Raw genomic sequence first — 25,710 nt, forward strand, 5'->3', positions numbered from 1 at the left:
CACTTATCCCGTGGCGAGGGAGCTTGCTCCCTCGCCACGGGTTTTGTGTCAGGTTCAGCTGTTGTTGTGATCGACCTTGATGGTCGGGTCACTGCCGGCGATCAACGAGTTCAGGTTCACGTTCGACCAGTTGTTGCCTTCGAGCTTGATCGTCACGTCCGGCGCCGCTGCGGCACCGTTGGCCCCATTGAACTGGCCAGAGGTACTGACCTGCAGCGACGACACGCCATCGACCGTGCTGATCTTCAGGAAGTGGTCGATGGTGCTGCCGGTTTCGCCCTGCAACAGATCCCGCAGGTCGATCCGGTCGCCTTCGCCGGCGTTGAAGTTCTTGATCACGTCGGTGCCGGTGTCGCCGGACTTCCAGACAAAGGTATCGCCCCCCAGGCCGCCGATCAGGGTGTCATTGCCCTGGCCGCCGATCAGCGTGTCGTTACCTGTGCCACCCAGCAGGATGTCATTGCCCTTGCCACCGTTGAGCGTGTCGTTGCCGCCCTGGCCGAAAATGATGTCGTTGCCGGCGCCGCCCAGCAGGGTGTCGTTGCCATCGTGGGCACCGGACACATCGAACGCGGTGTAGTGCTCGGTGATGTACTGGTGCACGTTGCTGGTGGTGACCTTGCTGACGTCCACGCCGTTCTGCTGGGCGACGAACGCCTGGATGGCCTGGTAGCCCTCGCCGGCGATGCCGTTGAAGCTCACCAGGTCGCCGAACAGGATGTCATTGCCGTCGCCACCGTTGACCGTATCGGCGCCCGGCAGGGTCGCTTCGGTGTGGCCGATGATCGAGTTGGCCAGGTTGTTCGGGTCGATGTTGGTCTGTGGTGTCGAGTCCGAATCGTAGGGCTTGAGGTCGTTCAGGGTCACATCACTGTTCAGGCCAATGGCTTCCACGCTGCTCAAGCCTTTGAGCAGCGTGAAGCTGTCGGTCGAGCCCGCTGCTGAATCGACATAGTTCCAGTATTCGCCATAGCCGGTGCCGCCCTGGTTCGACAGTTCAAAGGTGCCATTGCCCTCGGCATGCACCGTGCCCACATAACTGTCGGTCCATTTCTTGCCGCTTTTGGTCGACAGGTACATCTCGCCGTTTTCGTAGATGGTGTACTTGTGCGTGCTGTCGATCGTCTGGGTGTAGTACTTGCCGACGCTGTAATTGGCGGCGCTCAAGACATCATCGAGCTTGACGGTGCCGTAAAGCGTCGGATTGGTCTGTTCGCCGGTCTGGTAGTAAGTCGGCTTGCCGTCGGTAATGAAATACGTCAGGTTCTTCGCCCCAGTATTGTTCAGGGCGTCGGTGCTCTTGAAGAAGTTCGCCGTGGTCTTGAACACGTCTTCATAGTTGGTACCGCCGCCGGACACCATCGAGTCGAGTACGCCCTTGAGCAGGGTCAAGGCGTTCGGGTCGTTGAGGTTGACCGAGACCGTGTTGTTCACCTGGCTGTCGAAGTCCGCCAGGAAGATGTTCACCGTCCCGGAGTTGCTGCCCAAGCTTTGCTTGAGGGTGTTGAACACCGAGGTCAGCGAGGCTTTGGCCGCTGCGATGGACGAGTCGCTCATGCTGCCAGAGCTGTCGACCATGAAGGCGATGTTGTAGTTGACCCCCGGCACCACGGTCAGCCCGCCGATGTCGGCGACCACGATGTCGTTGCTGTCGGTGCCGGTGACGTTGTCGCTGCCAGACGTGGCGGTGACCGCGTTGTAGGTCGCCGGGTAGACGGTGACCGGGATCTGCGCCGTACTGACCGCCGAACCGCCGAGGGCCTCGGTAGAGGTCGACGTCACGGTCAGGTTGAACTGGCCGTTGTAGTAGGTCGGTGGCGTCAGGGTCAGGCTGCCCAGGTTCCAGCCGGTGACCGAGGCCTCGCCGTTGCTGCCCACGGTCGCGGTATGGCCCGCGCCGTCGCTCAGCACGCTGCCTTCCGGGATGCCGCCGATCTTCACGCTCAGGCTTTCGGAGCCGTCGGTGTCGGTCAGGGCGGTGGTGATCTTCGACAGGTGCACGCTGGTGCCTTCGGCGCCTTCGTTGAGCTTGAAGCCGTCGTAGTAGCCTTCGCCGTTGCTGCCGTGCAGGTCGGAGACGGTCACGCCAGCGTTCGCCAGGTCGGTCACGCCGGTGTAGAGCGGCACGCCGGCACTGCTCAGGTCCACGGGTGTGCTGCCGTTGACCGACAGGTTCACGTCGTAGCTGCCCGGGCCGGTCTGGTTGTGGTGGTAGATGTCCAGGGTGTAGTAGCCGCTGGTGGTCGGCGTGAACGAACCGTTCAGCTTGCCGCCTGCGCCCCAGGTAATGCCCGCCACATCCTTGCCGCCAATGGTCACCAGCAGGCTGTCATCCCCCGTGCCGCTGAAGGTGTAGGTCTTGCCGGCTTCGAGGAAGATCAGGCCCGAGGTTTTCGACGCGGTGCCCGGGTTGACGTTGCTGTCGGACTGCACGTTGGTCACGTTGGTGCTGCTGTTTGGCGTGCCGGCGGCATCGATCACCGATTTGAGCGTGCCGGACGGCGCGCCGCTGCCATCAGTGCCCAGGCCCGACAGGCCGGTCCAGACTTCCTTGATCAGACCGGTGGAGGTCACGCTGTTGCCAGCCACGTTGAGGCTCGGTGCGTCGGCGACCGGCGTGATATCGATCTTCACGGTGCTGGTATTGCCCAGCGCCTGGCCGTCGGTTGGTTGGAAGCTGATTTGCGCGTAATCGGCCTTTTGATCGCCCACGCCGGTCGGGTTGCCGTTGGCGCCGGATTCGTTGGCATCGGGGGTAAAGCGCAGCTTGCCGGCGTCGATGTCGGCCTTGGTGAACGTCTGGTTGTTGGCCACGTCCTTCCAGGTTGCGCCGTCCAGGTACTGCAGCTTGCCGTCACCCGGCAGCCCGGTGATTTTCACACCCTGGCTGGCGGCGGCGCTGTCCACGTCACTGATACCGAACGTCGACCAGCCGAGCACCAGCGAAGTGTCTTCGGTACCGGTCACCGCGCCACCGGTGGCTACTGGTGCGTCGTTAACCCCGACCACGTTCACGGTAGTGGTCGCGGTGTTCGAGTAGTTGCTGCCGTCGGTCACCGTCACGGTGATGATGCGCGGTACGGTGCTCGGATCTTCGCTGTTGTTGATGAAGCTGATGTTCTTGATCTGCTGCATGTAGTCAGCCAGCGTCGCGTTGCCCGACAGCGTCAGCACGACCTTGCCGTCGGTGCTGTTGGCGTTGATGCTGACGCCGTTGACGCTGTTGCCCAGGTTCAGCGCATCGCCAGGCTGACGGTTGGTCAGCACGATGGTGGCGCCGGTCAGCATGGTGCTGTCCGGGTCGGTGATCTTCAGGTCGGTGTCGGCGATGGACACGCCCGGGCCAGTGGTGCCTTCGGTGAAGGTCACCTGGTAATCGGCACCCGTCTTGCCGCTGGAGTTGTTGGCATCCAGGTCGAGTACCGGCGGCGCATCGTTGTCGATGATCGAGGTGCTGACGCTGCCGTTGGTGCCGCTGACGCCCAGGTGTTCGAAATTGCCCCCGGTGGCCGAGTCGATCTTGACCACGAAGTTTTCGGTGCCTTCGGTGATCTTGTCGTCCAGCGTCGCCACGTTGAAGGTAGCGCTGGTGGCGTTGGCCGGGATCTTCACGGTGTAGACACCGGTGAAGTCCGTGCCGTCGGCGGCGGTGCCGCTGTAGACGATCTTGACGGTCACTTCCGTCTGCGCCGGGTTGGTCAGGCTGACGGTGTACGTCGCGGTCTGGCCTTCGGTGACGGACGTGCTGCCGCTGATGCTGACGGTGGTGTTGTCGACGGTATCGCCCACCGCCGTCGACGCGCCGGTCTTGTCGACAGCGATGGCTTCGAGGTTGCCGCCGGAAGCCGATTTGATCGTTTCGGTGATGGACGGAGCACCGGTGTAGACATCGTTGCCAGCAGCCACATCCAATACGCCCGAGCTTGCGCCGGCGGCGATGGTGATGGTTTTACCGCTGTCCAAGGTAACCGTCACAGGACCGTTCTGTGCGGTGACGGGTTTGCCGTCGGCGCCGGTCAACGTGGCGGTGTAGGTGATGGTGCCGTTTTCGTTCACGGTTGGTGTGGCGGTCAAGGTCACGGTGGTGGTGTCGTTGACATCGCTAACGATGGTGCTGACTGGCGCGGTGTTTGGCGCGATGGCTTCCAGATTGCCACCGGATGCACCTTTGATCGACTCGGTGACGGTGGTCGGGCCTTGATAGACGTCGTTGCCGACGGCTACGTCCAATACACCCGAGCTTGCGCCGGCGGCGATGGTGATCGTTTTGCCGCTTTCCAAAGTCACGGTGACCGGACCGTTTTGTGCGGTGACGGGTTTGCCGTCGGCACCGGTCAGGGTGGCGGTGTAAGTGATGGTGCCGTTTTCGTTCACGGTTGGTGTGGCGGTCAACGTCACGGTAGTGGTGTCGTTGACGTCGCTGACCACGGTGCTGACTGGAGCCGTGTTTGGAGCAATGGCTTCCAGATTACCGCCTGTGGCGGTACTGATGCTTTCGGTGACGGTAGTCGGGCCTTGATAAACATCATTGCCAACCGCTACGTCCAACACACCCGAACTCGCGCCCGCTGCGATGGTAATGGTCTTGCCGCTTTCCAACGTCACGGTCACAGGACCGTTCTGCGCGGTGACCGGTTTGCCGTCGGCACCGGTCAGGGTCGCGGTGTAGGTGATCGTGCCGTTTTCGTTCACGGTCGGCGTAGCGGTCAACGTCACGGTAGTGGTGTCATTGACGTCGCTGACCACGGTGCTGACTGGAGCCGTGTTTGGAGCAATGGCTTCCAGGTTACCGCCTGTGGCGGTACTGATGCTTTCGGTGACGGTAGTCGGGCCTTGATAAACATCATTGCCCACAGCGACATCGAGCACGCCCGAGCTCGCGCCAGCAGCGATGGTGATCGTTTTGCCGCTGTCGAGGGTAACGGTGACCGGGCCGTTTTGCGCGGTGACCGGTTTGCCGTCGGCACCGGTCAGGGTGGCGGTGTAAGTGATGGTGCCGTTTTCGTTCACGGTTGGTGTCGCGGTCAACGTCACGGTGGTGGTGTCGTTGACGTCGCTGACCACGGTGCTGACCGGCGCGGTGTTCGGAGCGATGGCTTCCAAGTTACCGCCCGTGGCGGTACTGATGCTTTCGGTGACGGTAGTCGGGCCTTGATAAACATCATTGCCAACCGCTACGTCCAACACACCCGAGCTTGCGCCGGCAGCGATGGTGATGGTTTTGCCGCTTTCCAACGTCACAGTGACCGGACCGTTTTGCGCAGTGACGGGCTTGCCATCGGCACCGGTCAGCGTGGCGGTGTAGGTAATCGTGCCGTTTTCGTTCACGGTCGGCGTAGCGGTCAACGTTACCGTAGTGGTGTCATTGACGTCGCTGACGATGGTGCTGACTGGAGCGGTGTTCGGTGCGATGGCTTCCAAGTTGCCGCCCGTGGCGGTACTGATGCTTTCAGTGACGGTGGTCGGGCCTTGGTAGACGTCGTTACCCACAGCGACATCGAGCACACCCGAGCTTGCGCCGGCGGCGATGGTAATGGTCTTGCCGCTTTCCAAAGTTACGGTGACCGGACCGTTCTGCGCGATGACGGGCTTGCCATCGGCACCGGTCAGCGTGGCGGTGTAGGTAATCGTGCCGTTTTCGTTCACGGTCGGCGTAGCGGTCAACGTTACCGTAGTGGTGTCATTGACGTCGCTGACGATGGTGCTGACTGGAGCGGTGTTCGGTGCGATGGCTTCCAAGTTGCCGCCCGTGGCGGTACTGATGCTTTCAGTGACGGTGGTCGGGCCTTGGTAGACGTCGTTACCCACAGCGACATCGAGCACACCCGAGCTTGCGCCGGCGGCGATGGTAATGGTCTTGCCGCTTTCCAAAGTTACGGTGACCGGACCGTTCTGCGCGATGACGGGTTTGCCATCGGCACCGGTCAGGGTCGCGGTGTAGGTGATGGTGCCGTTTTCGTTCACGGTCGGCGTAGCGGTCAAGGTCACGGTGGTGGTGTCATTGACGTCGCTGACCACAGTGCTGACTGGAGCGGTGTTTGGCGCGATGGCTTCGAGGTTGCCGCCGGATGCCGAGGCAATCGATTCAGTAACCGTCGTTGGACCTTGGTAAACGTCATTGCCAACCGCTACGTCCAACACGCCCGAGCTTGCGCCTGCGGCGATGGTGATCGTTTTGCCGCTGTCGAGGGTGACGGTGACCGGGCCGTTTTGCGCGGTGACGGGCTTGCCGTCGGCACCGGTCAAGGTGGCGGTGTAAGTGATGGTGCCGTTTTCGTTCACGGTTGGTGTGGCGGTCAGCGTCACGGTGGTCGTGTCGTTGACATCACTCACCACGGTGCTGACTGGAGCGGTGTTCGGTGCAATGGCTTCCAGGTTGCCGCCGGATGCGGAAGCAATCGATTCAGTTACCGTCGTCGGACCTTGGTAAACATCGTTGCCTACAGCGACATCAAGCACGCCCGAGCTTGCGCCGGCGGCGATGGTGATGGTCTTGCCGCTGTCGAGGGTGACGGTGACCGGACCGTTCTGCGCGGTGACGGGCTTGCCATCGGCACCGGTCAGCGTGGCGGTGTAAGTGATCGTGCCGTTTTCGTTCACGGTCGGCGTAGCAGTCAACGTCACGGTAGTGGTGTCATTGACGTCGCTGACGATGGTGCTGACTGGAGCGGTGTTCGGTGCGATGGCTTCCAAGTTGCCGCCCGTGGCGGTACTGATGCTTTCAGTGACGGTGGTCGGGCCTTGGTAGACGTCGTTACCCACAGCGACATCGAGCACACCCGAGCTTGCGCCGGCGGCGATGGTAATGGTCTTGCCGCTTTCCAAAGTTACGGTGACCGGACCGTTCTGCGCAGTGACGGGTTTGCCATCGGCACCGGTCAGGGTCGCGGTGTAGGTGATGGTGCCGTTTTCGTTCACGGTCGGCGTAGCGGTCAAGGTCACGGTGGTGGTGTCATTGACGTCGCTGACCACAGTGCTGACTGGAGCGGTGTTTGGCGCGATGGCTTCGAGGTTGCCGCCGGATGCCGAGGCAATCGATTCAGTAACCGTCGTTGGACCTTGGTAAACGTCATTGCCAACCGCTACGTCCAACACGCCCGAGCTTGCGCCTGCGGCGATGGTGATCGTTTTGCCGCTGTCGAGGGTGACGGTGACCGGGCCGTTTTGCGCGGTGACGGGCTTGCCGTCGGCACCGGTCAAGGTGGCGGTGTAAGTGATGGTGCCGTTTTCGTTCACGGTTGGTGTGGCGGTCAGCGTCACGGTGGTCGTGTCGTTGACATCACTCACCACGGTGCTGACTGGAGCGGTGTTCGGTGCAATGGCTTCCAGGTTGCCACCGGATGCCGAAGCAATCGACTCAGTCACCGTCGTTGGACCTTGGTAAACATCGTTACCCACAGCGACATCGAGCACGCCGGAGCTTGCGCCGGCGGCGATGGTGATGGTCTTGCCGCTGTCGAGGGTGACGGTGACTGGACCGTTCTGCGCGGTGACGGGCTTGCCATCGGCACCGGTCAGGGTGGCGGTGTAAGTGATGGTGCCGTTTTCATTCACGGTCGGCGTAGCAGTCAAGGTCACGGTAGTGGTGTCGTTGACGTCGCTGACGATGGTGCTGACTGGAGCGGTGTTCGGTGCGATGGCTTCCAAGTTGCCGCCCGTGGCGGTACTGATGCTTTCGGTGACGGTGGTCGGGCCTTGATAAACATCATTGCCGACAGCCACATCCAAGACGCCCGAGCTTGCGCCGGCGGCGATGGTAATGGTCTTGCCGCTTTCCAACGTCACGGTCACAGGACCGTTTTGCGCGGTGACGGGTTTGCCGTCAGCGCCGGTCAGTGTGGCGGTGTAAGTGATGGTGCCGTTTTCGTTCACGGTTGGTGTGGCGGTCAACGTTACCGTGGTGGTGTCATTAACATCGCTGACCACAGTGCTGACTGGAGCGGTGTTCGGTGCGATGGCTTCCAGATTACCGCCTGTGGCGGTACTGATGCTTTCGGTGACGGTAGTCGGGCCTTGGTAGACGTCGTTGCCGACGGCTACGTCCAAGACGCCCGAGCTTGCGCCGGCAGCGATGGTAATGGTCTTGCCGCTGTCGAGCGTGACGGTCACAGGACCGTTCTGCGCGGTGACCGGTTTACCGTCAGCACCGGTCAATGTGGCGGTGTAAGTGATGGTGCCGTTTTCGTTCACGGTTGGTGTGGCAGTCAAGGTCACCGTGGTGGTGTCGTTGACATCGCTGACGATGGTGCTGACTGGAGCCGTGTTCGGTGCAATGGCTTCCAGGTTGCCACCCGATGCCGAAGCAATCGACTCAGTAACCGTCGTTGGACCTTGGTAGACGTCGTTGCCGACGGCCACGTCCAAGACGCCCGAGCTTGCGCCTGCCGCGATGGTGATGGTTTTGCCGCTGTCCAGCGTCACGGTCACCGGACCGTTTTGCGCGGTGACGGGTTTGCCGTCGGCGCCGGTCAATGTGGCGGTGTAAGTGATGGTGCCGTTTTCGTTCACGGTTGGTGTGGCGGTCAAGGTCACCGTGGTGGTGTCGTTGACGTCGCTGACGATGGTGCTGACAGGCGCGGTGTTCGGTGCGATTGCTTCGAGGTTGCCGCCCGATGCCGAGGCAATCGATTCAGTAACTGTCGTCGGACCTTGGTAGACGTCGTTGCCGACGGCAACGTCCAATACGCCCGAGCTTGCGCCGGCCGCGATGGTGATGGTTTTGCCGCTGTCCAGCGTCACGGTCACCGGACCGTTTTGCGCGGTGACGGGTTTGCCGTCGGCGCCGGTCAATGTGGCGGTGTAAGTGATGGTGCCGTTTTCGTTCACGGTTGGTGTGGCGGTCAAGGTCACCGTGGTGGTGTCGTTGACGTCGCTGACGATGGTGCTGACAGGCGCGGTGTTCGGTGCGATGGCTTCCAGATTACCGCCTGTGGCGGTACTGATGCTTTCGGTGACGGTAGTCGGACCTTGGTAGACGTCGTTGCCGACGGCAACGTCCAAGACGCCCGAGCTGGCACCTGCGGCGATGGTGATGGTTTTGCCGCTGTCCAAGGTCACAGTGACCGGACCGTTCTGCGCGGTGACCGGTTTGCCATCGGCGCCGATCAGGGTGGCGGTGTAAGTGATGGTGCCGTTTTCATTCACGGTTGGTGTCGCGGTCAACGTCACGGTGGTGGTGTCGTTGACGTCGCTGACCACGGTGCTGACCGGCGCGGTGTTCGGTGCGATGGCTTCCAGGTTACCGCCCGTGGCGGTACTGATGCTTTCGGTGACGGTGGTCGGGCCTTGGTAGACGTCGTTGCCGACGGCTACATCCAACACGCCCGAGCTTGCGCCGGCAGCGATGGTGATGGTTTTGCCGCTGTCCAGCGTCACGGTCACCGGACCGTTTTGCGCAGTGACCGGTTTGCCATCGGCGCCGGTCAGGGTGGCGGTGTAAGTGATGGTGCCGTTTTCATTCACGGTTGGTGTCGCGGTCAACGTCACGGTGGTGGTGTCGTTGACGTCGCTGACCACGGTGCTGACCGGCGCGGTGTTCGGTGCGATGGCTTCCAGGTTACCGCCCGTGGCGGTACTGATGCTTTCGGTGACGGTGGTCGGGCCTTGGTAGACGTCGTTGCCGACGGCTACATCCAACACGCCCGAGCTTGCGCCGGCAGCGATGGTGATGGTTTTGCCGCTGTCCAAGGTCACAGTGACCGGACCGTTTTGCGCAGTGACGGGCTTGCCGTCAGCACCGGTCAGCGTGGCGGTGTAAGTGATCGTGCCGTTTTCGTTCACGGTTGGTGTGGCGGTCAAGGTCACCGTGGTGGTGTCGTTGACGTCGCTGACGATGGTGCTGACAGGCGCGGTGTTCGGTGCGATGGCTTCCAGATTACCGCCTGTGGCGGTACTGATGCTTTCGGTGACGGTAGTCGGACCTTGGTAGACGTCGTTGCCGACGGCAACGTCCAAGACGCCCGAGCTGGCACCTGCGGCGATGGTGATGGTTTTGCCGCTGTCCAAGGTCACAGTGACCGGACCGTTCTGCGCGGTGACCGGTTTGCCATCGGCGCCGATCAGGGTGGCGGTGTAAGTGATGGTGCCGTTTTCATTCACGGTTGGTGTCGCGGTCAACGTCACGGTGGTGGTGTCGTTGACGTCGCTGACCACGGTGCTGACCGGCGCGGTGTTCGGTGCGATGGCTTCCAGGTTACCGCCCGTGGCGGTACTGATGCTTTCGGTGACGGTGGTCGGGCCTTGGTAGACGTCGTTGCCGACGGCTACATCCAACACGCCCGAGCTTGCGCCGGCAGCGATGGTGATGGTTTTGCCGCTGTCCAGCGTCACGGTCACCGGACCGTTTTGCGCAGTGACCGGTTTGCCATCGGCGCCGGTCAGGGTGGCGGTGTAAGTGATGGTGCCGTTTTCATTCACGGTTGGTGTCGCGGTCAACGTCACGGTGGTGGTGTCGTTGACGTCGCTGACCACGGTGCTGACCGGCGCGGTGTTCGGTGCGATGGCTTCCAGGTTACCGCCCGTGGCGGTACTGATGCTTTCGGTGACGGTGGTCGGGCCTTGGTAGACGTCGTTGCCGACGGCTACATCCAACACGCCCGAGCTTGCGCCGGCAGCGATGGTGATGGTTTTGCCGCTGTCCAAGGTCACAGTGACCGGACCGTTTTGCGCAGTGACGGGCTTGCCGTCAGCACCGGTCAGCGTGGCGGTGTAAGTGATCGTGCCGTTTTCGTTCACGGTTGGTGTGGCGGTCAAGGTCACCGTGGTGGTGTCATTGACGTCGCTGACCACGGTGCTGACAGGCGCGGTGTTCGGTGCAATGACTTCCAGGTTGCCACCGGATGCCGAAGCAATCGACTCAGTAACCGTCGTTGGACCTTGGTAGACGTCGTTGCCGACGGCAACGTCCAATACGCCCGAGCTGGCACCTGCGGCGATGGTGATGGTTTTGCCGCTGTCCAAGGTCACAGTGACCGGACCGTTCTGCGCGGTGACAGGTTTACCGTCAGCACCGGTCAGGGTCGCGGTGTAGGTGATGGTGCCGTTTTCGTTCACGGTTGGTGTGGCGGTCAACGTCACGGTGGTGGTGTCGTTGACATCGCTGACGATGGTGCTGACTGGAGTCGTGTTTGGTGCAATGGCTTCCAGGTTGCCGCCGGATGCGGAAGCAATCGATTCAGTTACCGTCGTCGGACCTTGGTAAACATCGTTGCCTACAGCGACATCAAGCACGCCCGAGCTTGCGCCGGCGGCGATGGTGATCGTTTTGCCGCTTTCCAAAGTCACGGTGACCGGACCGTTTTGTGCGGTGACGGGTTTGCCGTCGGCACCGGTCAGGGTGGCGGTGTAAGTGATGGTGCCGTTTTCGTTCACGGTCGGCGTAGCGGTCAACGTTACCATGGTGGTGTCATTGACGTCGCTGACGATGGTGCTGACTGGAGCGGTGTTCGGAGCGATGGCCTCAAGGTTGCCACCGGATGCATCTTTGATCGACTCGGTGACGGTGGTCGGACCTTGGTAGACGTCGTTGCCGACGGCTACGTCCAAGACGCCCGAGCTTGCGCCGGCAGGGATGGTGATGGTTTTGCCGCTGTCGAGCGTCACGGTCACAGGACCGTTCTGCGCAGTGACCGGTTTGCCATCGGCGCCGGTCAGGGTGGCGGTGTAAGTGATGGTGCCGTTTTCGTTCACGGTCGGCGTAGCGGTCAACGTTACCGTGGTGGTGTCATTGACGTCGCTGACGATGGTGCTGACTGGAGCGGTGTTCGGAGCGATGGCCTCAAGGTTGCCACCGGATGCATCTTTGATCGACTCGGTGACGGTGGTCGGACCTTGGTAGACGTCGTTGCCGACGGCTACGTCCAAGACGCCCGAGCTTGCGCCGGCAGCGATGGTGATGGTTTTGCCGCTGTCGAGCGTCACGGTCACAGGACCGTTCTGCGCAGTGACCGGTTTGCCATCGGCGCCGGTCAGGGTGGCGGTGTAAGTGATGGTGCCGTTTTCATTCACGGTCGGCGTAGCAGTCAACGTCACCGTGGTGGTGTCGTTGACATCGCTGACCACGGTGCTGACTGGAGCGGTATTTGGAGCAATGGCTTCGAGGTTGCCGCCCGATGCGGAGGCAATCGATTCAGTCACCGTCGTTGGACCTTGGTAAACATCGTTACCCACAGCAACATCGAGCACGCCGGAGCTTGCGCCCGCAGCGATGGTGATGGTCTTGCCGCTTTCCAACGTCACGGTGACCGGGCCGTTTTGCGCGGTGACGGGTTTGCCGTCGGCGCCGGTCAGGGTGGCGGTGTAGGTGATCGTGCCGTTTTCGTTCACGGTTGGTGTCGCGGTCAAGGTCACCGTGGTGGTGTCGTTGACGTCGCTGACTACGGTGCTGACAGGCGCGGTGTTCGGTGCAATGGCTTCCAGGTTGCCGCCCGTGGCGGAGGCAATCGATTCAGTCACCGTCGTTGGGCCCTGGTACACGTCATTGCCGACGGCTACGTCCAATACGCCCGAGCTTGCGCCAGCGGCGATGGTGATCGTTTTGCCGCTTTCCAACGTCACGGTCACAGGACCGTTCTGCGCAGTGACCGGTTTACCGTCAGCACCGGTCAGGGTGGCGGTGTAGGTGATGGTGCCGTTTTCGTTTACGGTCGGCGTAGCGGTCAACGTGACGGTAGTAGCGTCTATCGAATCGGTGATCGTAGTGACCGCAGGCGCAGTGCTCGGCACCAGATTCTCAAAGTTGCCACCTGTCGCACCGGTGATGGTGGTGCTGACAGTGCTGCCGTTGTTGTAGACGTCGTTGGCCGGGGTGTCCACGGCAACGGTGCCGGTAGTAGCACCGGCGGCGATATTGATCACCGCGCCATTGCTCAAGGTCACGGTCACTGGGGTTTGAGCGGCATTGGTCAAGGTGGCGGTGTAGGTAATCTGGCCGCCCTCGGTGATGGTGTTGCTGGCCGTCAGGGTCAGGCCAGTGGTATCGACCGAATCGGTAATGGTGGTAACCGCAGGCGTGGTGCTCGGCACCAGGCTCTCGAAGTTGCCACCGGTCGCGCCAGTAATCGTGGTGCTGACAGTGCTGCCGTTGTTGTAGACGTCGTTGGCTGGTGTCTCGACGTTGACGGTGCCGGTGGTTTGGCCCGCAGCGATGGTGATGACCGAGCCATTGCTCAAGGTCACGGTCACTGGGGTTTGAGCGGCATTGGTCAAGGTGGCGGTGTAGGTAATCTGGCCGCCTTCGGTGATGGTGTTGTTGGCCGTCAAGGTCAGACCAGTGGTGTTCACCGAATCGGTAATCGTAGTCACCGCTGGTGCGGTGCTCGGTACCAGGTTCTCGAAGTTGCCACCCGTCGCACCGGTAATCGTGGTGCTGACAGTGCTGCCGTTGTTGTAGACGTCATTGGCCGGTGTATCGACGTTGACGGTGCCGGTGGTTTGGCCCGCAGCGATGGTGATGACTGAGCCATTGCTCAAGGTCACGGTCACTGGGGTTTGAGCGGCATTGGTCAAGGTGGCGGTGTAGGTAATCTGGCCGCCTTCGGTGATGGTGTTGCTGGCCGTCAGGGTCAGGCCAGTGGTATCGACCGAATCGGTAATGGTGGTAACCGCAGGCGTGGTGCTCGGCACCAGGCTCTCGAAGTTGCCACCGGTCGCGCCAGTAATCGTGGTGCTGACAGTGCTGCCGTTGTTGTAGACGTCGTTGGCTGGTGTCTCGACGTTGACGGTGCCGGTGGTTTGGCCCGCAGCGATGGTGATGACCGAGCCATTGCTCAAGGTCACTGTCACTGGGGTTTGAGCGGCATTGGTCAGGGTTGCGGTGTAGGTGATCGAACCGCCTTCAGTGATGGTGTTGCTGGCGGACAGGGTCAGGCCAGTGGTGTCCACCGAATCGGTAATCGTAGTCACCGCTGGTGCGGTGCTCGGTACCAGGTTCTCGAAGTTGCCACCGGTCGCACCGGTGATGGTGGTGCTGACAGTGCTGCCGTTGTTGTAGACGTCGTTGGCCGGGGTCTCTACGGCAACGGTGCCAGTGGTAGCACCGGCTGCGATGTTGATCACCGCGCCGTTGCTCAAGGTCACGGTCACTGGCGTCTGGGCCGGATTGGTCAACGTCGCGGTGTAAACAATCGAACCGCCTTCGGTGATGGTGTTGCTGGCCGTCAAGGTCAGGCCAGTGGTATCCGCCGAATCGGTGATCGTGGTGACCGCAGGCGCAGTGCTCGGAACCAGGTTCTCGAAGTTACCGCCGGTCGCGCCAGTAATCGTGGTGCTGACAGTGCTGCCGTTGTTATAGACGTCATTGGCTGGCGTCTCGACGTTAACGGTGCCGGTCGTCTGGCCAGCAGCGATGGTAATGACCGAGCCATTGCTCAAGGTCACGGTCACTGGCGTCTGGGCCGGATTGGTCAGGGTCGCGGTATAGGTGATCTGACCGCCTTCGGTAACGGTGTTGCTGGCCGAGAGGCTCAGGCCAGTGGTATCGACCGAATCGGTAATGGTGGTAACCGCAGGCGTGGTGCTCGGCACCAGGTTCTCGAAGTTGCCACCCGTCGCACCGGTAATCGTGGTGCTGACAGTGCTGCCGTTGTTGTAGACGTCATTGGCCGGTGTATCGACGTTGACGGTACCGGTGGTCTGGCCCGCAGCGATGGTGATGACCGAGCCATTGCTCAAGGTCACGGTCACTGGTGTCTGGGCCGGATTGGTCAGGGTCGCCGTGTAGGTGATCTGACCGCCTTCGTTGACGGTATTGCCCGCGCTCAGGGTGATGGTGGTGGTGTCGACGGTGTCGGTGATCTGGGTCACGGCCGGCGTGGTGGGCACGGTCACGGCGATGCCGGTGCCGCCGGTGGTGCCAGTGACGGTCACGCTGATTTGAGTGGCGTCGTTATAGACGGTGTCGTTCGGCGCCAGCGGTACGTTGACGCTGCCGGTCGTTTGTCCGGCAGCAATGACGATCACCGAGCCGTTGGACAGGGTCACTGTCAGGTCGGTCTGAGGCGCCTGGGTGACTGTCGCGGTGTACACCAGCACGCCGCCGGCTTCGGTCAGGGTCGGTGTGGCGCTCAGGGTCATCGTCGCGTTGAGCACGGCGTTGGTGGTCGTATCCGTGGTATCGCCACCCAGGATGTTGTTATCGGTGGCGGCAGCCGCAGCGAGACCTTCCGTTGGGAAACCGACGGTAGGGTCGACGCTGCCGGCGGTGGCATCCAGCACCACAAAACTGTGGCCGCCACCGGCGGCACCACCCGTACCCGCGGCAGTGGCGCCGGCAGCGGTGGCTTCCAGGGCGGTCGTCGGGTCGACGCCCGCGGCGATGGCTTGTTGCAGCTCTTCTACCGACGGCGCGGCCTGGGCAGTGGCTTGGGCCAGGTCGGTGGACGAGTCCGGAGCACTGGCGCTCCACTGGGTGTCGCGACCCAGGTCCAGGGTGCGGCCATCGGCCAGTTCCAATGTGACGGCGCCGGCAGGGCCGGTGTCCAACTGGTCGCCTACGTTCAGGCGATCACCTTCAATGAGTACGCGCCGGATGCCCTCTGGGGATACGACGAAAACCTGACCAACAATGCTTTTGACGACGGCAATAACACTGCTCATTGAAGACTTCTCCGGGTGCCACGCTCAGTAGACTTCCATGGACCCGGCAGCCTGTGGGCAGCAGCGGTCTGGACGTTCATGTTCACAAAGTAAGGTTATTTGACGCTTATTTTGTCAATATTTTGGCTGTTCTTTTTTCGATTATTTAGTTTGTGCCAAACTATTGACCTTCTGTCGGCCATCCTAAACAATCGCTTCAGTAATGTCACATTGATATTTAAGCGGCGACCTGTCCTTTCGGTGCTTGATCCAGTTCTTGTTTCGAACTTTCCGACATACGGTCATTCCGGTTGCCATCATCCGATGCAGCGCCACGTTTCGCTGTGATTCAAGACAAGAGTTTCAGGAAAAAACCACCATGCGTCCGCACTTGTTCATGGCTTTACCCTTCGCCCTCGCCGCCAGCTTCGTACAAGCACAAACCTTGCCGCAGGCCATGCAACAGGCGCTGGATGTCCATCCTGAAATCCAGGCCGGTGTGAACAGTCGTCTCGCGGCGGATTACCAACTCAAGGCGGCCAAGGGCGGCTACCTGCCTAGAGTGGACCTTGCAGCCGGGTATGGCCGTGAAGGCACTGACAGCGTCACCACTCGGTCAGGCGGCAACAACCATTGGGAAACCCTGAACCGCAGCGAGTCGAGCCTGCGCCTGTCACAAATGGTTTTTGACGGTTTTGCGACGTCCAGTGAAGTGGGGCGTCAACAAGCCACCGTCAATGCCCGTGCCTACTCGTTGCTGGACGCTTCCGAACGCACCGGTCTGACGGTGGCCCAGGTTTACCTGGATGTGCTGACCCGTCGTGAGTTCGTGCGCCTGGCCGAGGAAAACCTCAAGAGCCACGAACGCATCTTCGACCAGATCAAGCTGCGCACCTCCCGCGGCGTGGGCAGCGGCGCCGACCTGGACCAGGCCGAAGCGCGCATGGCCCAGGCCCGCAACAACCTGATCACCGAACAGACCAACCTGGCCGACGCCGAGACCAACTACCTCAGCGCCGTGGGCCAACTGCCCGATCAACTGGAACGTCCCGCCGATTTTCTGGCGCTGTTGCCGGCCAACCTGACCGAAGCCCGCGCCCAGATGCTGGAAAACAGCCCGGTGCTGCGTTCGGCCGAAGCCGACATCGCCGCCGCCGAGCAACAGTACGAAGCCGCCAAGTCGAGCTTCTACCCACGTTTCGACGCCGAGTTGGGTCGCACGGCCGACAACGACCTGGACGGTCAGAACGGCCACAACAACGAGTGGCAGGCCATGCTGCGCATGCGTTTCAACCTGTATGCCGGTGGCAGCAACAAGGCCGATCTGGAATCCAAGTCGTACCTGTCCAACCAGGCCCTGGACATCCGCAACAACGCGCTGCGCCAGTTGAACGAAGAGCTGGGCCTGGCCTGGAACGCCTTGAACAACGCTAACGCCCAGGTGCCGGTCGCCCAGCAATACGTGGATCGCAGCGCCAATGTGCGCACCGCCTACCAGAAGCAGTTCAGCCTCGGCGAGCGGACCCTGCTCGACTTGCTCGACAGCGAAAACGAGCTGTTCAGCGCTTCCCGTCGCCTGGCGGAAATCAAGAATGTGCAGCTATTCACCCAGTACCGGATCAAGGCAACCATGGGCCAGCTGTTGAAAAGCCAGGGTGTGGTCGCACCGTTGGCATCGGTTGTGCAGAACGACATGAAGCCCAAGGTTCAATTGCCTGGGATGAATTGAGTCCTACCACCCGTTTTAATCAGTCAGAGTGCCGAGCGTGGAATCAGAAGTCAGTCCAGTCGAACTAGTTCATGACCCGCGCACGCTGCACGACGACCCGTTGCTGGACGGTCTGCTGGCGCTCTGCATGCTGCATCAGAAGCCGGCCAGCGCAGCGATGCTCACCACTGGCCTGCCACTGCCCAAGCAACGGCTGAGCGTCGAATTATTGTCGCGCGCGGCGGCCCGTGCCGGTCTGCAAGGCCGGGTGCTGCAACGCAAGCTCGAGCAGATCCCGACCATCGCCATGCCGGCGCTGTTGCTGCTCAAAGACGGCCGCAGCGCCGTGCTGCTGGGCTGGGTCGGTGACGACCAGGCGCGGCTGCTGCTCAGCGAAAGCGACGGCGGTGAGGTGACCGTCAGCCGCGAACTGCTGGCCGATGACTACAGCGGCAAGGTGTTCTTCGCTCAACCGCAGCATAAATTTGACGTTAACCATGGCACGCTCATTCCCCGGGCGCGTTCGTGGTTTCGCGATACCCTCAAACGGTCCCGCTGGCTGTACGCCGATGCCATCGCCGCGAGCCTGCTGATCAACATCATCGCCATGGCCGCGCCACTGTTCGTGATGAACGTCTACGACCGCGTGGTGCCGAACCAGGCCGAATCGACGCTGTGGGTGCTGGCCGTCGGTATCACCGGCGCCTATGTGTTCGACCTGATCCTCAAGATGCTGCGCAGCCTGTGCCTGGACCTGGCGGGCAAGAAAACCGACCTGATCATCTCGGCGACGCTGTTCGAACGCATCGTCGGCATGTCCATGAAGTACCGCCCGGCGCGGGTCGGCAGCTTTGCCCAGAACATCCATGAGTTCCAGAGCCTGCGGGACTTCCTCGCTTCGCTGACCCTCACCAGCCTGATCGACTTGCCGTTCACCCTGCTGATCTTCATGGTCATTGCGATTATCGGTGGGCACCTGGTGTGGATTCCGGTGCTGGCGTTCCCGATTGCCCTGCTGATCGGCTATGCGTTGCAGAAGCCCCTGGTGGCGACCATGGAGCGCACCATGGCCCTGGGCGCCGAGCGCCAGTCCAGCCTGATCGAGACCCTGGCCGGCCTGGACGCGGTGAAGGTCAACAACGCCGAGAGCGAGCGTCAATACCAGTGGGAACAGACCATCGGCACCCTCAGTCGCCTCGAACTGCGGGTGAAGATGCTGTCCGGGCTGGCAATGAACATCACCTTGCTGATCCAGCAATTGGCCGGGGTGATCATGATCGTCTTCGGCGTTTACCTGATCATCGCCGGCAACCTGAGCATGGGCGGGCTGGTTGCCTGCTACATGCTCAGCGGCCGCGCCCTCAGCCCACTGGCGTCGCTGTCGGGCCTGTTGACCCGCTATCAGCAGGCGCGGGTGACCATGACCTCGGTCGACCAGATGATGGAGCTGCCCCAGGAGCGCAATTTCGACGAGCGCCCCCTCAGCCGCAAGGTGTTGCAGGGCGCCATTGAATGCCGTCAGTTGAACTTCACCTACCCGAACCAGCAGAACGCCGCGCTGAAAAACATCAACCTGGTGATCAAGCCCGGCGAGAAAATCGGCATCATCGGTCGCAGCGGTTCGGGCAAAAGCTCCCTCGCCAAATTGCTGGTGGGCCTGTATCAGCCTGACGACGGTGCCTTGCTGGTGGACGGCGTGGACATCCGCCAGATCGACGTCAGCGAGCTGCGCTACAACATTGGCTACGTGCCCCAGGACATCCAGCTGCTGGCCGGCACCCTGCGGGACAACCTGACCTCCGGCGCCCGTTACGTCGAAGACGAACTGGTGCTCCAGGCCGCTGAACTGGCGGGCGTGCACGAATTCGCCCGTCTGCATCCGCAAGGCTATGAACTGCAAGTCGGCGAGCGTGGGCAGAACCTGTCCGGCGGCCAGCGCCAGAACGTCGCCCTGGCCCGCGCGCTGTTGCTCAACCCGCCCATCCTGCTGCTGGACGAACCCACCAGCGCCATGGACAACACCGGTGAAGAACGCTTGAAGCAGCGCCTGGCTGCCGTGGTGGAAAACAAGACCGTGCTGTTGGTGACGCACCGGGCATCCTTGCTGTCGCTGGTGGATCGCCTGCTGGTGATCGACCGTGGACAGATCCTCGCCGATGGCCCGAAAGCCGCTGTCATGGAAGCGCTGAAGAAGGGGCAGATCAGTGTTGCTTAAGCCAGGTTTAAAGGGCGGCGTGGGCCGCTATTTCAAAGGTTCCGACTCGCTGCACGGCCAACCGCTGCCCGAGGTCAACAAAGCCCTGATCGAGGACGCTCCCCGGGTGGTGCGTTTGACGATCTGGGGCATCATCGGCTTCTTTGTATTCCTGATGCTGTGGGCCAACTTCGCCGAGATCGACGAAGTGACCAAGGGCGACGGCAAGGCGATCCCATCGTCCAAGATCCAGAAAATCCAGAACCTGGAAGGCGGCATCGTCGCTGAGCTGTTCGTCAAGGAAGGGCAGATCGTCGACGTCGGCGCGTCGTTGATTCGCCTGGACGACACACGGTTTGTCTCCAACGTCGGCGAAACCGAGGCTGATCGGCTGTCCATGTTGTTGCGGGTCGAGCGCCTGAGCGCCGAAGTCGATGACCGGCCGCTGAACTTCCCGGCCGATGTACTCAAGGCGGTGCCGGGCCAGGCGGCCAGCGAAGAGTCGCTGTACATCAGCCGCCGCCAGCAGTTGCACGATGAAATCGGCGGCTTGCAGGAGCAGTTGATCCAGCGCCAGCAGGAACTGCGCGAGTTCGTGTCCAAGCAGGCGCAGTACCGCTCCGGCCTGGCGCTGCAACGCCAGGAAATCAACATGTCCGAGCCGCTGGTGGCCCAGGGCGCGGTGTCGCCGGTAGAAGTGCTGCGGCTCAAGCGCGCCGAAGTCGAGACCCGTGGGCAACTGGACGCCACGACGCTGGCGATCCCCCGCGCCGAATCGGCGATCAAGGAAGTGCAGCGCAAGATCGACGAGACCCGCGGCAAGTTCCGCAGCGAAGCCCTGACCCAGCTCAACGAAGCCCGCACCGACCTGAACAAGGCCCAGGCCACCGGCAAGGCCCTGGAAGACCGGGTGAGCCGGACCCTGGTGACGTCGCCGGTGCGCGGCATTGTCAATAAATTGCTGGTGAACACCATCGGCGGCGTGATCCAGCCCGGCAGCGACCTGGTGGAAATCGTGCCGCTGGACGACACCATTCTGGTGGAAGCGAAAATCCGTCCCCAGGACATCGCCTTCCTGCACCCCGGCCAGGACGCTACGGTGAAATTCACCGCGTACGACTACACCATCTACGGCGGGATGAAAGCCAAGCTGGAACAGATCGGTGCCGACACCATCACCGATGAAGACAAGAAAACCACCTACTACATCATCAAGCTGCGCACCGAACGCAGCCACCTGGGCACGCCTGAAAAACCCTTGCTGATCATCCCTGGCATGGTGGCGTCGGTGGACATCATCACCGGCAAGAAAACCGTGCTCAGCTACCTGCTCAAACCGATCATCAAGGCCCGGTCCGAGGCGTTGCACGAGCGGTAGTTTCAAGCCTGTGTCCTCCACAGCTGCCCATCGGTGGCTGGATAGCTTTGTGGTGCTTAGCTCTTCAGCTAACCCCCTTGTGTGAGCGAGCTTGCTCGCGATGGCGGTGTGTCAGCGACAGATAAGTGTCTGGCATGTCATCGCGAGCAAGCTCGCTCCCACAGTTTCTGCCACCTGAGCTAAACGCCATATCGTTATTCATTAACGGTATTTAAATTTCAATTCTTATACCCTTAAAGTCATCCCCCTGCGTACCTGCCGACCAATCGGCACGCCGCACGACATAAACCAACACGGTAACCCCGTGAGTTTTGATCGATTGCGCGCCCATTGAAGCGCGCCGTGCGTGGGAGTGATGTATGCCAGCCGTCTCTTTTTCTCCAGATTCAAATGCCGCGCCCATCGCGCCGCAGTCGTTCGCAATCTTCCCGTTTCGCGATGCCGTCGGCGCCGAGATCGTTGGGCTGGACCTGTCCCGGCCCATCAACGACCAGGATTTCGCCCGCATCCATCGCGCGCACCTGGACTATCACGTCGTGGTGTTCCGCGACCAGCGCATCACCCCCGAACAGCACATCGCCTTCAGCCGCCGTTTTGGCGTGCTGCAAATCCATGTGCTCAAGCAGTTCCTGCTGACCGGGCATCCGGAAATCCTCATCGTGTCCAACATCATCGAAAACGGCCAATCCATCGGCCTGGGCGATGCAGGCAAGTTCTGGCATTCGGACCTTTCCTATAAGGAACTGCCCAGCCTCGGCTCGATGCTCCACGCCCAGGAGCTGCCGAGCGAAGGCGGCGACACGCTGTTCGCCGACATGCACAAGGCCTGGGACGGTTTGCCCGAAACGCTGCGTAAAGCGATCGAGGGCCGTTCGGCGGCGCATTCCTACACCGCGCGTTACAGCGAAACCAAATTCGAAGGCAACTGACGCCCGACGTTGACGCCGGAGCAACTGGCCCAGGTGGCCGAGGTCGTGCACCCCATCGTCCGCACTCACCCGGAAACCGGGCGCAAGGCGTTGTTCGTCAGCGAGGGGTTCACCACCCGCATCGTCGGCCTGCCAGAGGATGAAAGCAAAGCCATCCTGACGGAGCTGTATGCCCACAGCGTGTTGCCTCAAAACATCTATCGCCATCAATGGCAGCCCCATGACTTGGTGTTCTGGGACAACCGCTCGCTGATCCACCTGGCTGCCGGTTGCCCGAGCCATCTGCGCCGCAAGCTGTATCGCACCACCATCCAGGGCGACGCCCCTTTCTGATCGGCTGCGCCTCGCGCAAAGAGCCCGGAGAATCACCATGTCCAAACGCATTGCTTTTGCACCGCTGGCCGCCGCCATCGGCCTGGGCTTCAGTTTGCTGGCCGGCAGCCTGGTCGCGCCGGCCAGCGCCCACGCCGAAGGCGAGATTCGGATCGCCGAGCAGTTCGGCATCGTTTACCTGTTGCTGAACGTGGTCCGCGACCAGCAATTGATCGAGAAGCACGGCAAGGAAGAGGGCATCGACATCAAGGTCGATTGGACCCAACTGTCCGGCGGGGCGGCGGTCAACGATGCATTGCTGTCGGGTTCCATCGACATTGCCGGAGCCGGCGTCGGGCCGTTGTTGACCGTCTGGGACCGTACCCGTGGCAAGCAGAACGTCAAGGCCGTGGCCTCGTTGGGCAACTTTCCCTATTACTTGTTGAGCAATAACCCCAACGTCAAGACCATTGCCGACTTCACCGAGAAGGACCGCATCGCGGTGCCCGCGGTGGGTGTTTCGGTGCAGTCGCGTTTCCTGCAATACGCCGCCGCCAAGCAGTGGGGCGACAAGGACTTCAATCGCCTCGACAAGTACACCTTGGCTGTCCCGCACCCGGACGCCACGGCGGCGTTGATTGCCGGCGGCACCGAGTTGACCGGGCATTTTTCCAACCCGCCGTTCCAGGACCAGGCCCTGCAAAACCCCAACGTCCATGTGGTGCTCAACTCCTATGACGTGCTCGGGCCAAACTCGCCCACGGTGCTGTTCGCCACCGAGAAATTCCGCGATGAGAATCCGAAGACCTACAAGGCGTTCGTCGAGGCGCTGACCGAAGCGGCCGAGTTCGCCCAGAAGGACAAAGGTGCGGCGGCGGACACCTACCTGCGGGTGACCAAGGCCAAGATCGACCGGGCGACCTTGTTGAAAATCATCGACAACCCGCAGATCGAATTCACCGTCACCCCGAAAAACACCTACCCGCTGGCGGAATTCCTCTACCGCGTCGGCGCCATCAAGAACAAGCCGGCGTCGTGGGAAGATTATTTCTTCCAGGACGCCAAACCGTTGCAGGGGAGCTGATTGTCATGAACGCGCTTTTGCAAGGCCACGCGGCCAGCAACCCCACCCGCACCGACACGGCATTGTTGTCGGTGGATAACGTCAGCTTGGAATACCGCACCCCGCAGCGGGTGGTGCGGGCCACCCACCAAGTGAGTTTCGAAGTCGACCCTGCGGACCGTTTTGTTTTGCTTGGCCCGTCCGGGTGCGGCAAGTCCACCTTGCTCAAGGCCATTGGTGGCTTCATCACGCCGTGCGAAGGCGAGATTCGCTTGCAAGGCCAAACCGTCAACGCGCCGGGACCGGACCGGATCGTGGTGTTCCAGGAGTTCGACCAACTGCCACCGTGGAAAACCGTCAAGCAGAACGTGATGTTCGCGCTGCTGGCGTCCGGCACCCTCAAGCGTCGCGAGGCCGAGGAGCGGGCGCTGCATTACCTCGACAAAGTGGGCCTGGCGGCGTTTGCCGATGCCTACCCTCACACGTTGTCCGGGGCATGAAAGCTCGCGTCGCGATTGCCCGGGCGCTGGCGATGCAGCCGAAAATCCTCTTGATGGACGAACCCTTCGCCGCCCTCGATGCCCTGACCCGACGCAAGATGCAGGAAGAACTGCTGCTGCTCTGGGAAGAGGTGCGTTTCACCCTGCTGTTCGTCACCCACTCCATCGAAGAAGCGCTGGTGGTGGGCAATCGCATCCTGCTGTTGTCACCACATCCAGGAAGGGTCCGGGCGGAAATCCACAGCCATCAATACGATCTGCACAGCCTCGGCGGCGTGGGGTTCCAGCACACGGCCCGGCGGATTCATGGGCTGTTGTTCAATGAAGGTCAGCCGCCTGAAACCGAGCATGAGCTGGATTTCACCGACATCCGTATCGCGTATTAAGGGGAGCCTTTCATGAGTCAGTTATCGCCTGCGCGCGAAGAATACGAAGTCGACCTGCAACCCCTGACCCACGTGCCATTAGAGCGGGAGTTGCCCTTGGGCCAGCGCCTCTGGCAACAGGGTTGGCTGCGCAAAAGTTTGATCCTGTTATTGCTGGCGGTGGTGTGGGAGGGCGTGGCGCGTTACCAGAACAACGACCTGCTGCTGCCGAGCTTCTTGCAGACCGCCAGCGCGTTGTACGACGGTTTGCTCAGCGGCGAGCTGTTGGGCAAGGTGTGGATTTCCCTGGTGGTGCTGCTCAAGGGCTATCTACTGGGCATCCTCCTGGCGTTTGGCTTGACCACCTTGGCGGTGTCGACGCAGTTGGGCCGCGACCTGCTCAGCACGTTGACGTCGATGTTCAATCCGCTGCCGGCCATCGCCCTGTTGCCGTTGGCGCTGCTGTGGTTCGGCCTGGGGCAGAACAGCCTGATTTTTGTGCTGGTGCATTCGGTGTTGTGGGCGCTGGCGTTGAACATGTATTCGGGGTTTCTCGGTGTGTCGGAAACGCTGCGCATGGCCGGGCGCAACTATGGGCTGCGGGGCCTGCGTTTTGTGCTGTTCATCCTGATCCCCGCCGCGCTGCCGTCGATCCTCGCCGGGCTGAAAATCGGCTGGGCCTTCGCCTGGCGCACCCTGATCGCCGCCGAACTGGTATTCGGCGCCACCAGCGGCAAGGGCGGCCTGGGCTGGTACATCTTCCAGAACCGCAACGAGCTGTACACCGACAAGGTGTTTGCCGGGTTGGCGGTGGTGATTTTGATCGGGTTGCTGGTGGAGAACCTGGTGTTCGACAGCCTGGAGCGGGTGACGGTGAAGCGTTGGGGGATGCAGCGCTAATCGGTGGAGTGAATGAACCCTATAGTGAGGGTTGTCTGGGCTGGCGTCATCGCGAGCAAGCTCGCTCCCACAGTTGACGGGCGTTGATCTCGATATCTCAGTCGACACAAAACCCCTGTGGGAGCGAGCTTGCTCGCGATGGCGGTTTTCAATCCACCACGGGAACGTCAGCCCGAAGCCTGGACCTCAAGCCGATCCATCGCCCGCTCCACCAATAAATGCACGCCATCAGCCATCCGGCTGATCGCCAGGATGACACTGCGGCGGCTGCCCTCAACGTCATCCGCCAGGTCGGCGGCGATGGCGCTGATGGACAGCAGGTCTTCGGAGGCATTGGCCAGCAGGGTTTCGGTGTCGATGTCCGGGGCGACCATGAAGAGGTGGGCGGATTGGGTTTTGCCAGAGGCTTCATCGGTCGGTTTGGGATTGAGGTAGTAGTCGAGGGCGCGTTGGGCGGCTTCGTCGAGCTTTTTGGACTCTGGGGTCTCAGCGCGGGTGTCAGGTGAGACGGGGGGAGGGTTAGGTGTAGGTTTGAACATGGTAGGTTTCCATTGGAGAACCACTTTGAATCGCTTGCACGCGATGGAAGGTGGCAGCTGTGAGCGAGTGTGCAAGACCGGGTAACCATACCAAAACCCCGGCAGACCTTGAGAGTCTCCCGAACACAGCCGCCATAAAACGCGGGCACGAATGCACCATAAATGGCCGGAGGCATTATGATTCGGTTGTTGTACCCGGACTTGCACGTCCGTGTCACCGTTTTTTCAGTGACAAACTCAGACTAGCGG

7 protein-coding genes and 2 pseudogenes are annotated in these 25,710 nt (G+C 61.5%); 7 read left to right on the plus strand and 2 right to left on the minus strand.

What is annotated here, in order from left to right; genetic code table 11:
* Window positions 1–54: 54 nt before the first annotated feature.
* Complete coding sequence (locus ACZ5M5_RS01060) at window positions 55–15,594, minus strand: LapA family giant adhesin (RefSeq protein WP_464738459.1); 15,540 nt, start codon at window positions 15,592–15,594, stop codon at window positions 55–57.
* A 358-nt stretch (window positions 15,595–15,952) separates the two neighbouring features.
* Here ACZ5M5_RS01060 and ACZ5M5_RS01065 point away from each other — a divergent pair, with 358 nt between their 5' ends.
* From ACZ5M5_RS01065 to ACZ5M5_RS01095, 7 genes and pseudogenes are all read left to right on the plus strand, one after another.
* The gene (locus tag ACZ5M5_RS01065) at window positions 15,953–17,302 is read left to right on the plus strand and encodes a TolC family outer membrane protein (RefSeq protein WP_060739742.1); all 1,350 of its coding nucleotides are present in this window, start codon (window positions 15,953–15,955) and stop codon (window positions 17,300–17,302) included.
* Between the two features lie 37 nt (window positions 17,303–17,339).
* Entirely contained in the window at window positions 17,340–19,496 is a 2,157-nt protein-coding gene (locus ACZ5M5_RS01070) for a type I secretion system permease/ATPase (RefSeq protein ID WP_092169421.1), read from the plus strand.
* Complete coding sequence (locus ACZ5M5_RS01075; RefSeq protein WP_060739741.1) at window positions 19,486–20,853, plus strand: HlyD family type I secretion periplasmic adaptor subunit; 1,368 nt, start codon at window positions 19,486–19,488, stop codon at window positions 20,851–20,853. The genes ACZ5M5_RS01070 and ACZ5M5_RS01075 overlap by 11 nt, the downstream gene beginning before the upstream one ends.
* Window positions 20,854–21,212: 359 nt before the next feature.
* Window positions 21,213–22,115, plus strand: a pseudogene (locus ACZ5M5_RS01080) (TauD/TfdA dioxygenase family protein).
* Between the two features lie 37 nt (window positions 22,116–22,152).
* Window positions 22,153–23,178, plus strand: a complete 1,026-nt coding sequence (locus tag ACZ5M5_RS01085; protein WP_060739739.1) for an ABC transporter substrate-binding protein — start codon at window positions 22,153–22,155, stop codon at window positions 23,176–23,178.
* Between the two features lie 5 nt (window positions 23,179–23,183).
* Window positions 23,184–24,043: pseudogene (locus tag ACZ5M5_RS01090) on the plus strand (ABC transporter ATP-binding protein).
* Between the two features lie 12 nt (window positions 24,044–24,055).
* Window positions 24,056–24,922, plus strand: coding sequence for an ABC transporter permease (locus ACZ5M5_RS01095; protein WP_464738460.1), 867 nt, complete (start codon window positions 24,056–24,058; stop codon window positions 24,920–24,922).
* Between the two features lie 167 nt (window positions 24,923–25,089).
* On the opposite strand, the gene ACZ5M5_RS01100 is transcribed toward ACZ5M5_RS01095, so the two are convergent.
* Window positions 25,090–25,461: a DUF6124 family protein gene (locus ACZ5M5_RS01100; protein WP_103310446.1), complete on the minus strand. Its 372-nt coding sequence runs from the start codon at window positions 25,459–25,461 to the stop codon at window positions 25,090–25,092.
* Between the last annotated feature and the right edge of the window lie 249 nt (window positions 25,462–25,710).

The organism is Pseudomonas sp. Van50, assembly GCF_055390755.1.

Excerpts from the sequence above, each read along its gene's own strand:
- ACZ5M5_RS01060 (WP_464738459.1), bottom strand. The coding sequence starts at position 15,594 with ATGAGCAGTGTTATTGCCGTCGTCAAAAGCATTGTTGGTCAGGTTTTC.
- ACZ5M5_RS01095 (WP_464738460.1), top strand. The coding sequence starts at position 24,056 with ATGAGTCAGTTATCGCCTGCGCGCGAAGAATACGAAGTCGACCTGCAA.
- ACZ5M5_RS01065 (WP_060739742.1), top strand. The coding sequence starts at position 15,953 with ATGCGTCCGCACTTGTTCATGGCTTTACCCTTCGCCCTCGCCGCCAGC.
- ACZ5M5_RS01085 (WP_060739739.1), top strand. The coding sequence starts at position 22,153 with ATGTCCAAACGCATTGCTTTTGCACCGCTGGCCGCCGCCATCGGCCTG.
- ACZ5M5_RS01100 (WP_103310446.1), bottom strand. The coding sequence starts at position 25,461 with ATGTTCAAACCTACACCTAACCCTCCCCCCGTCTCACCTGACACCCGC.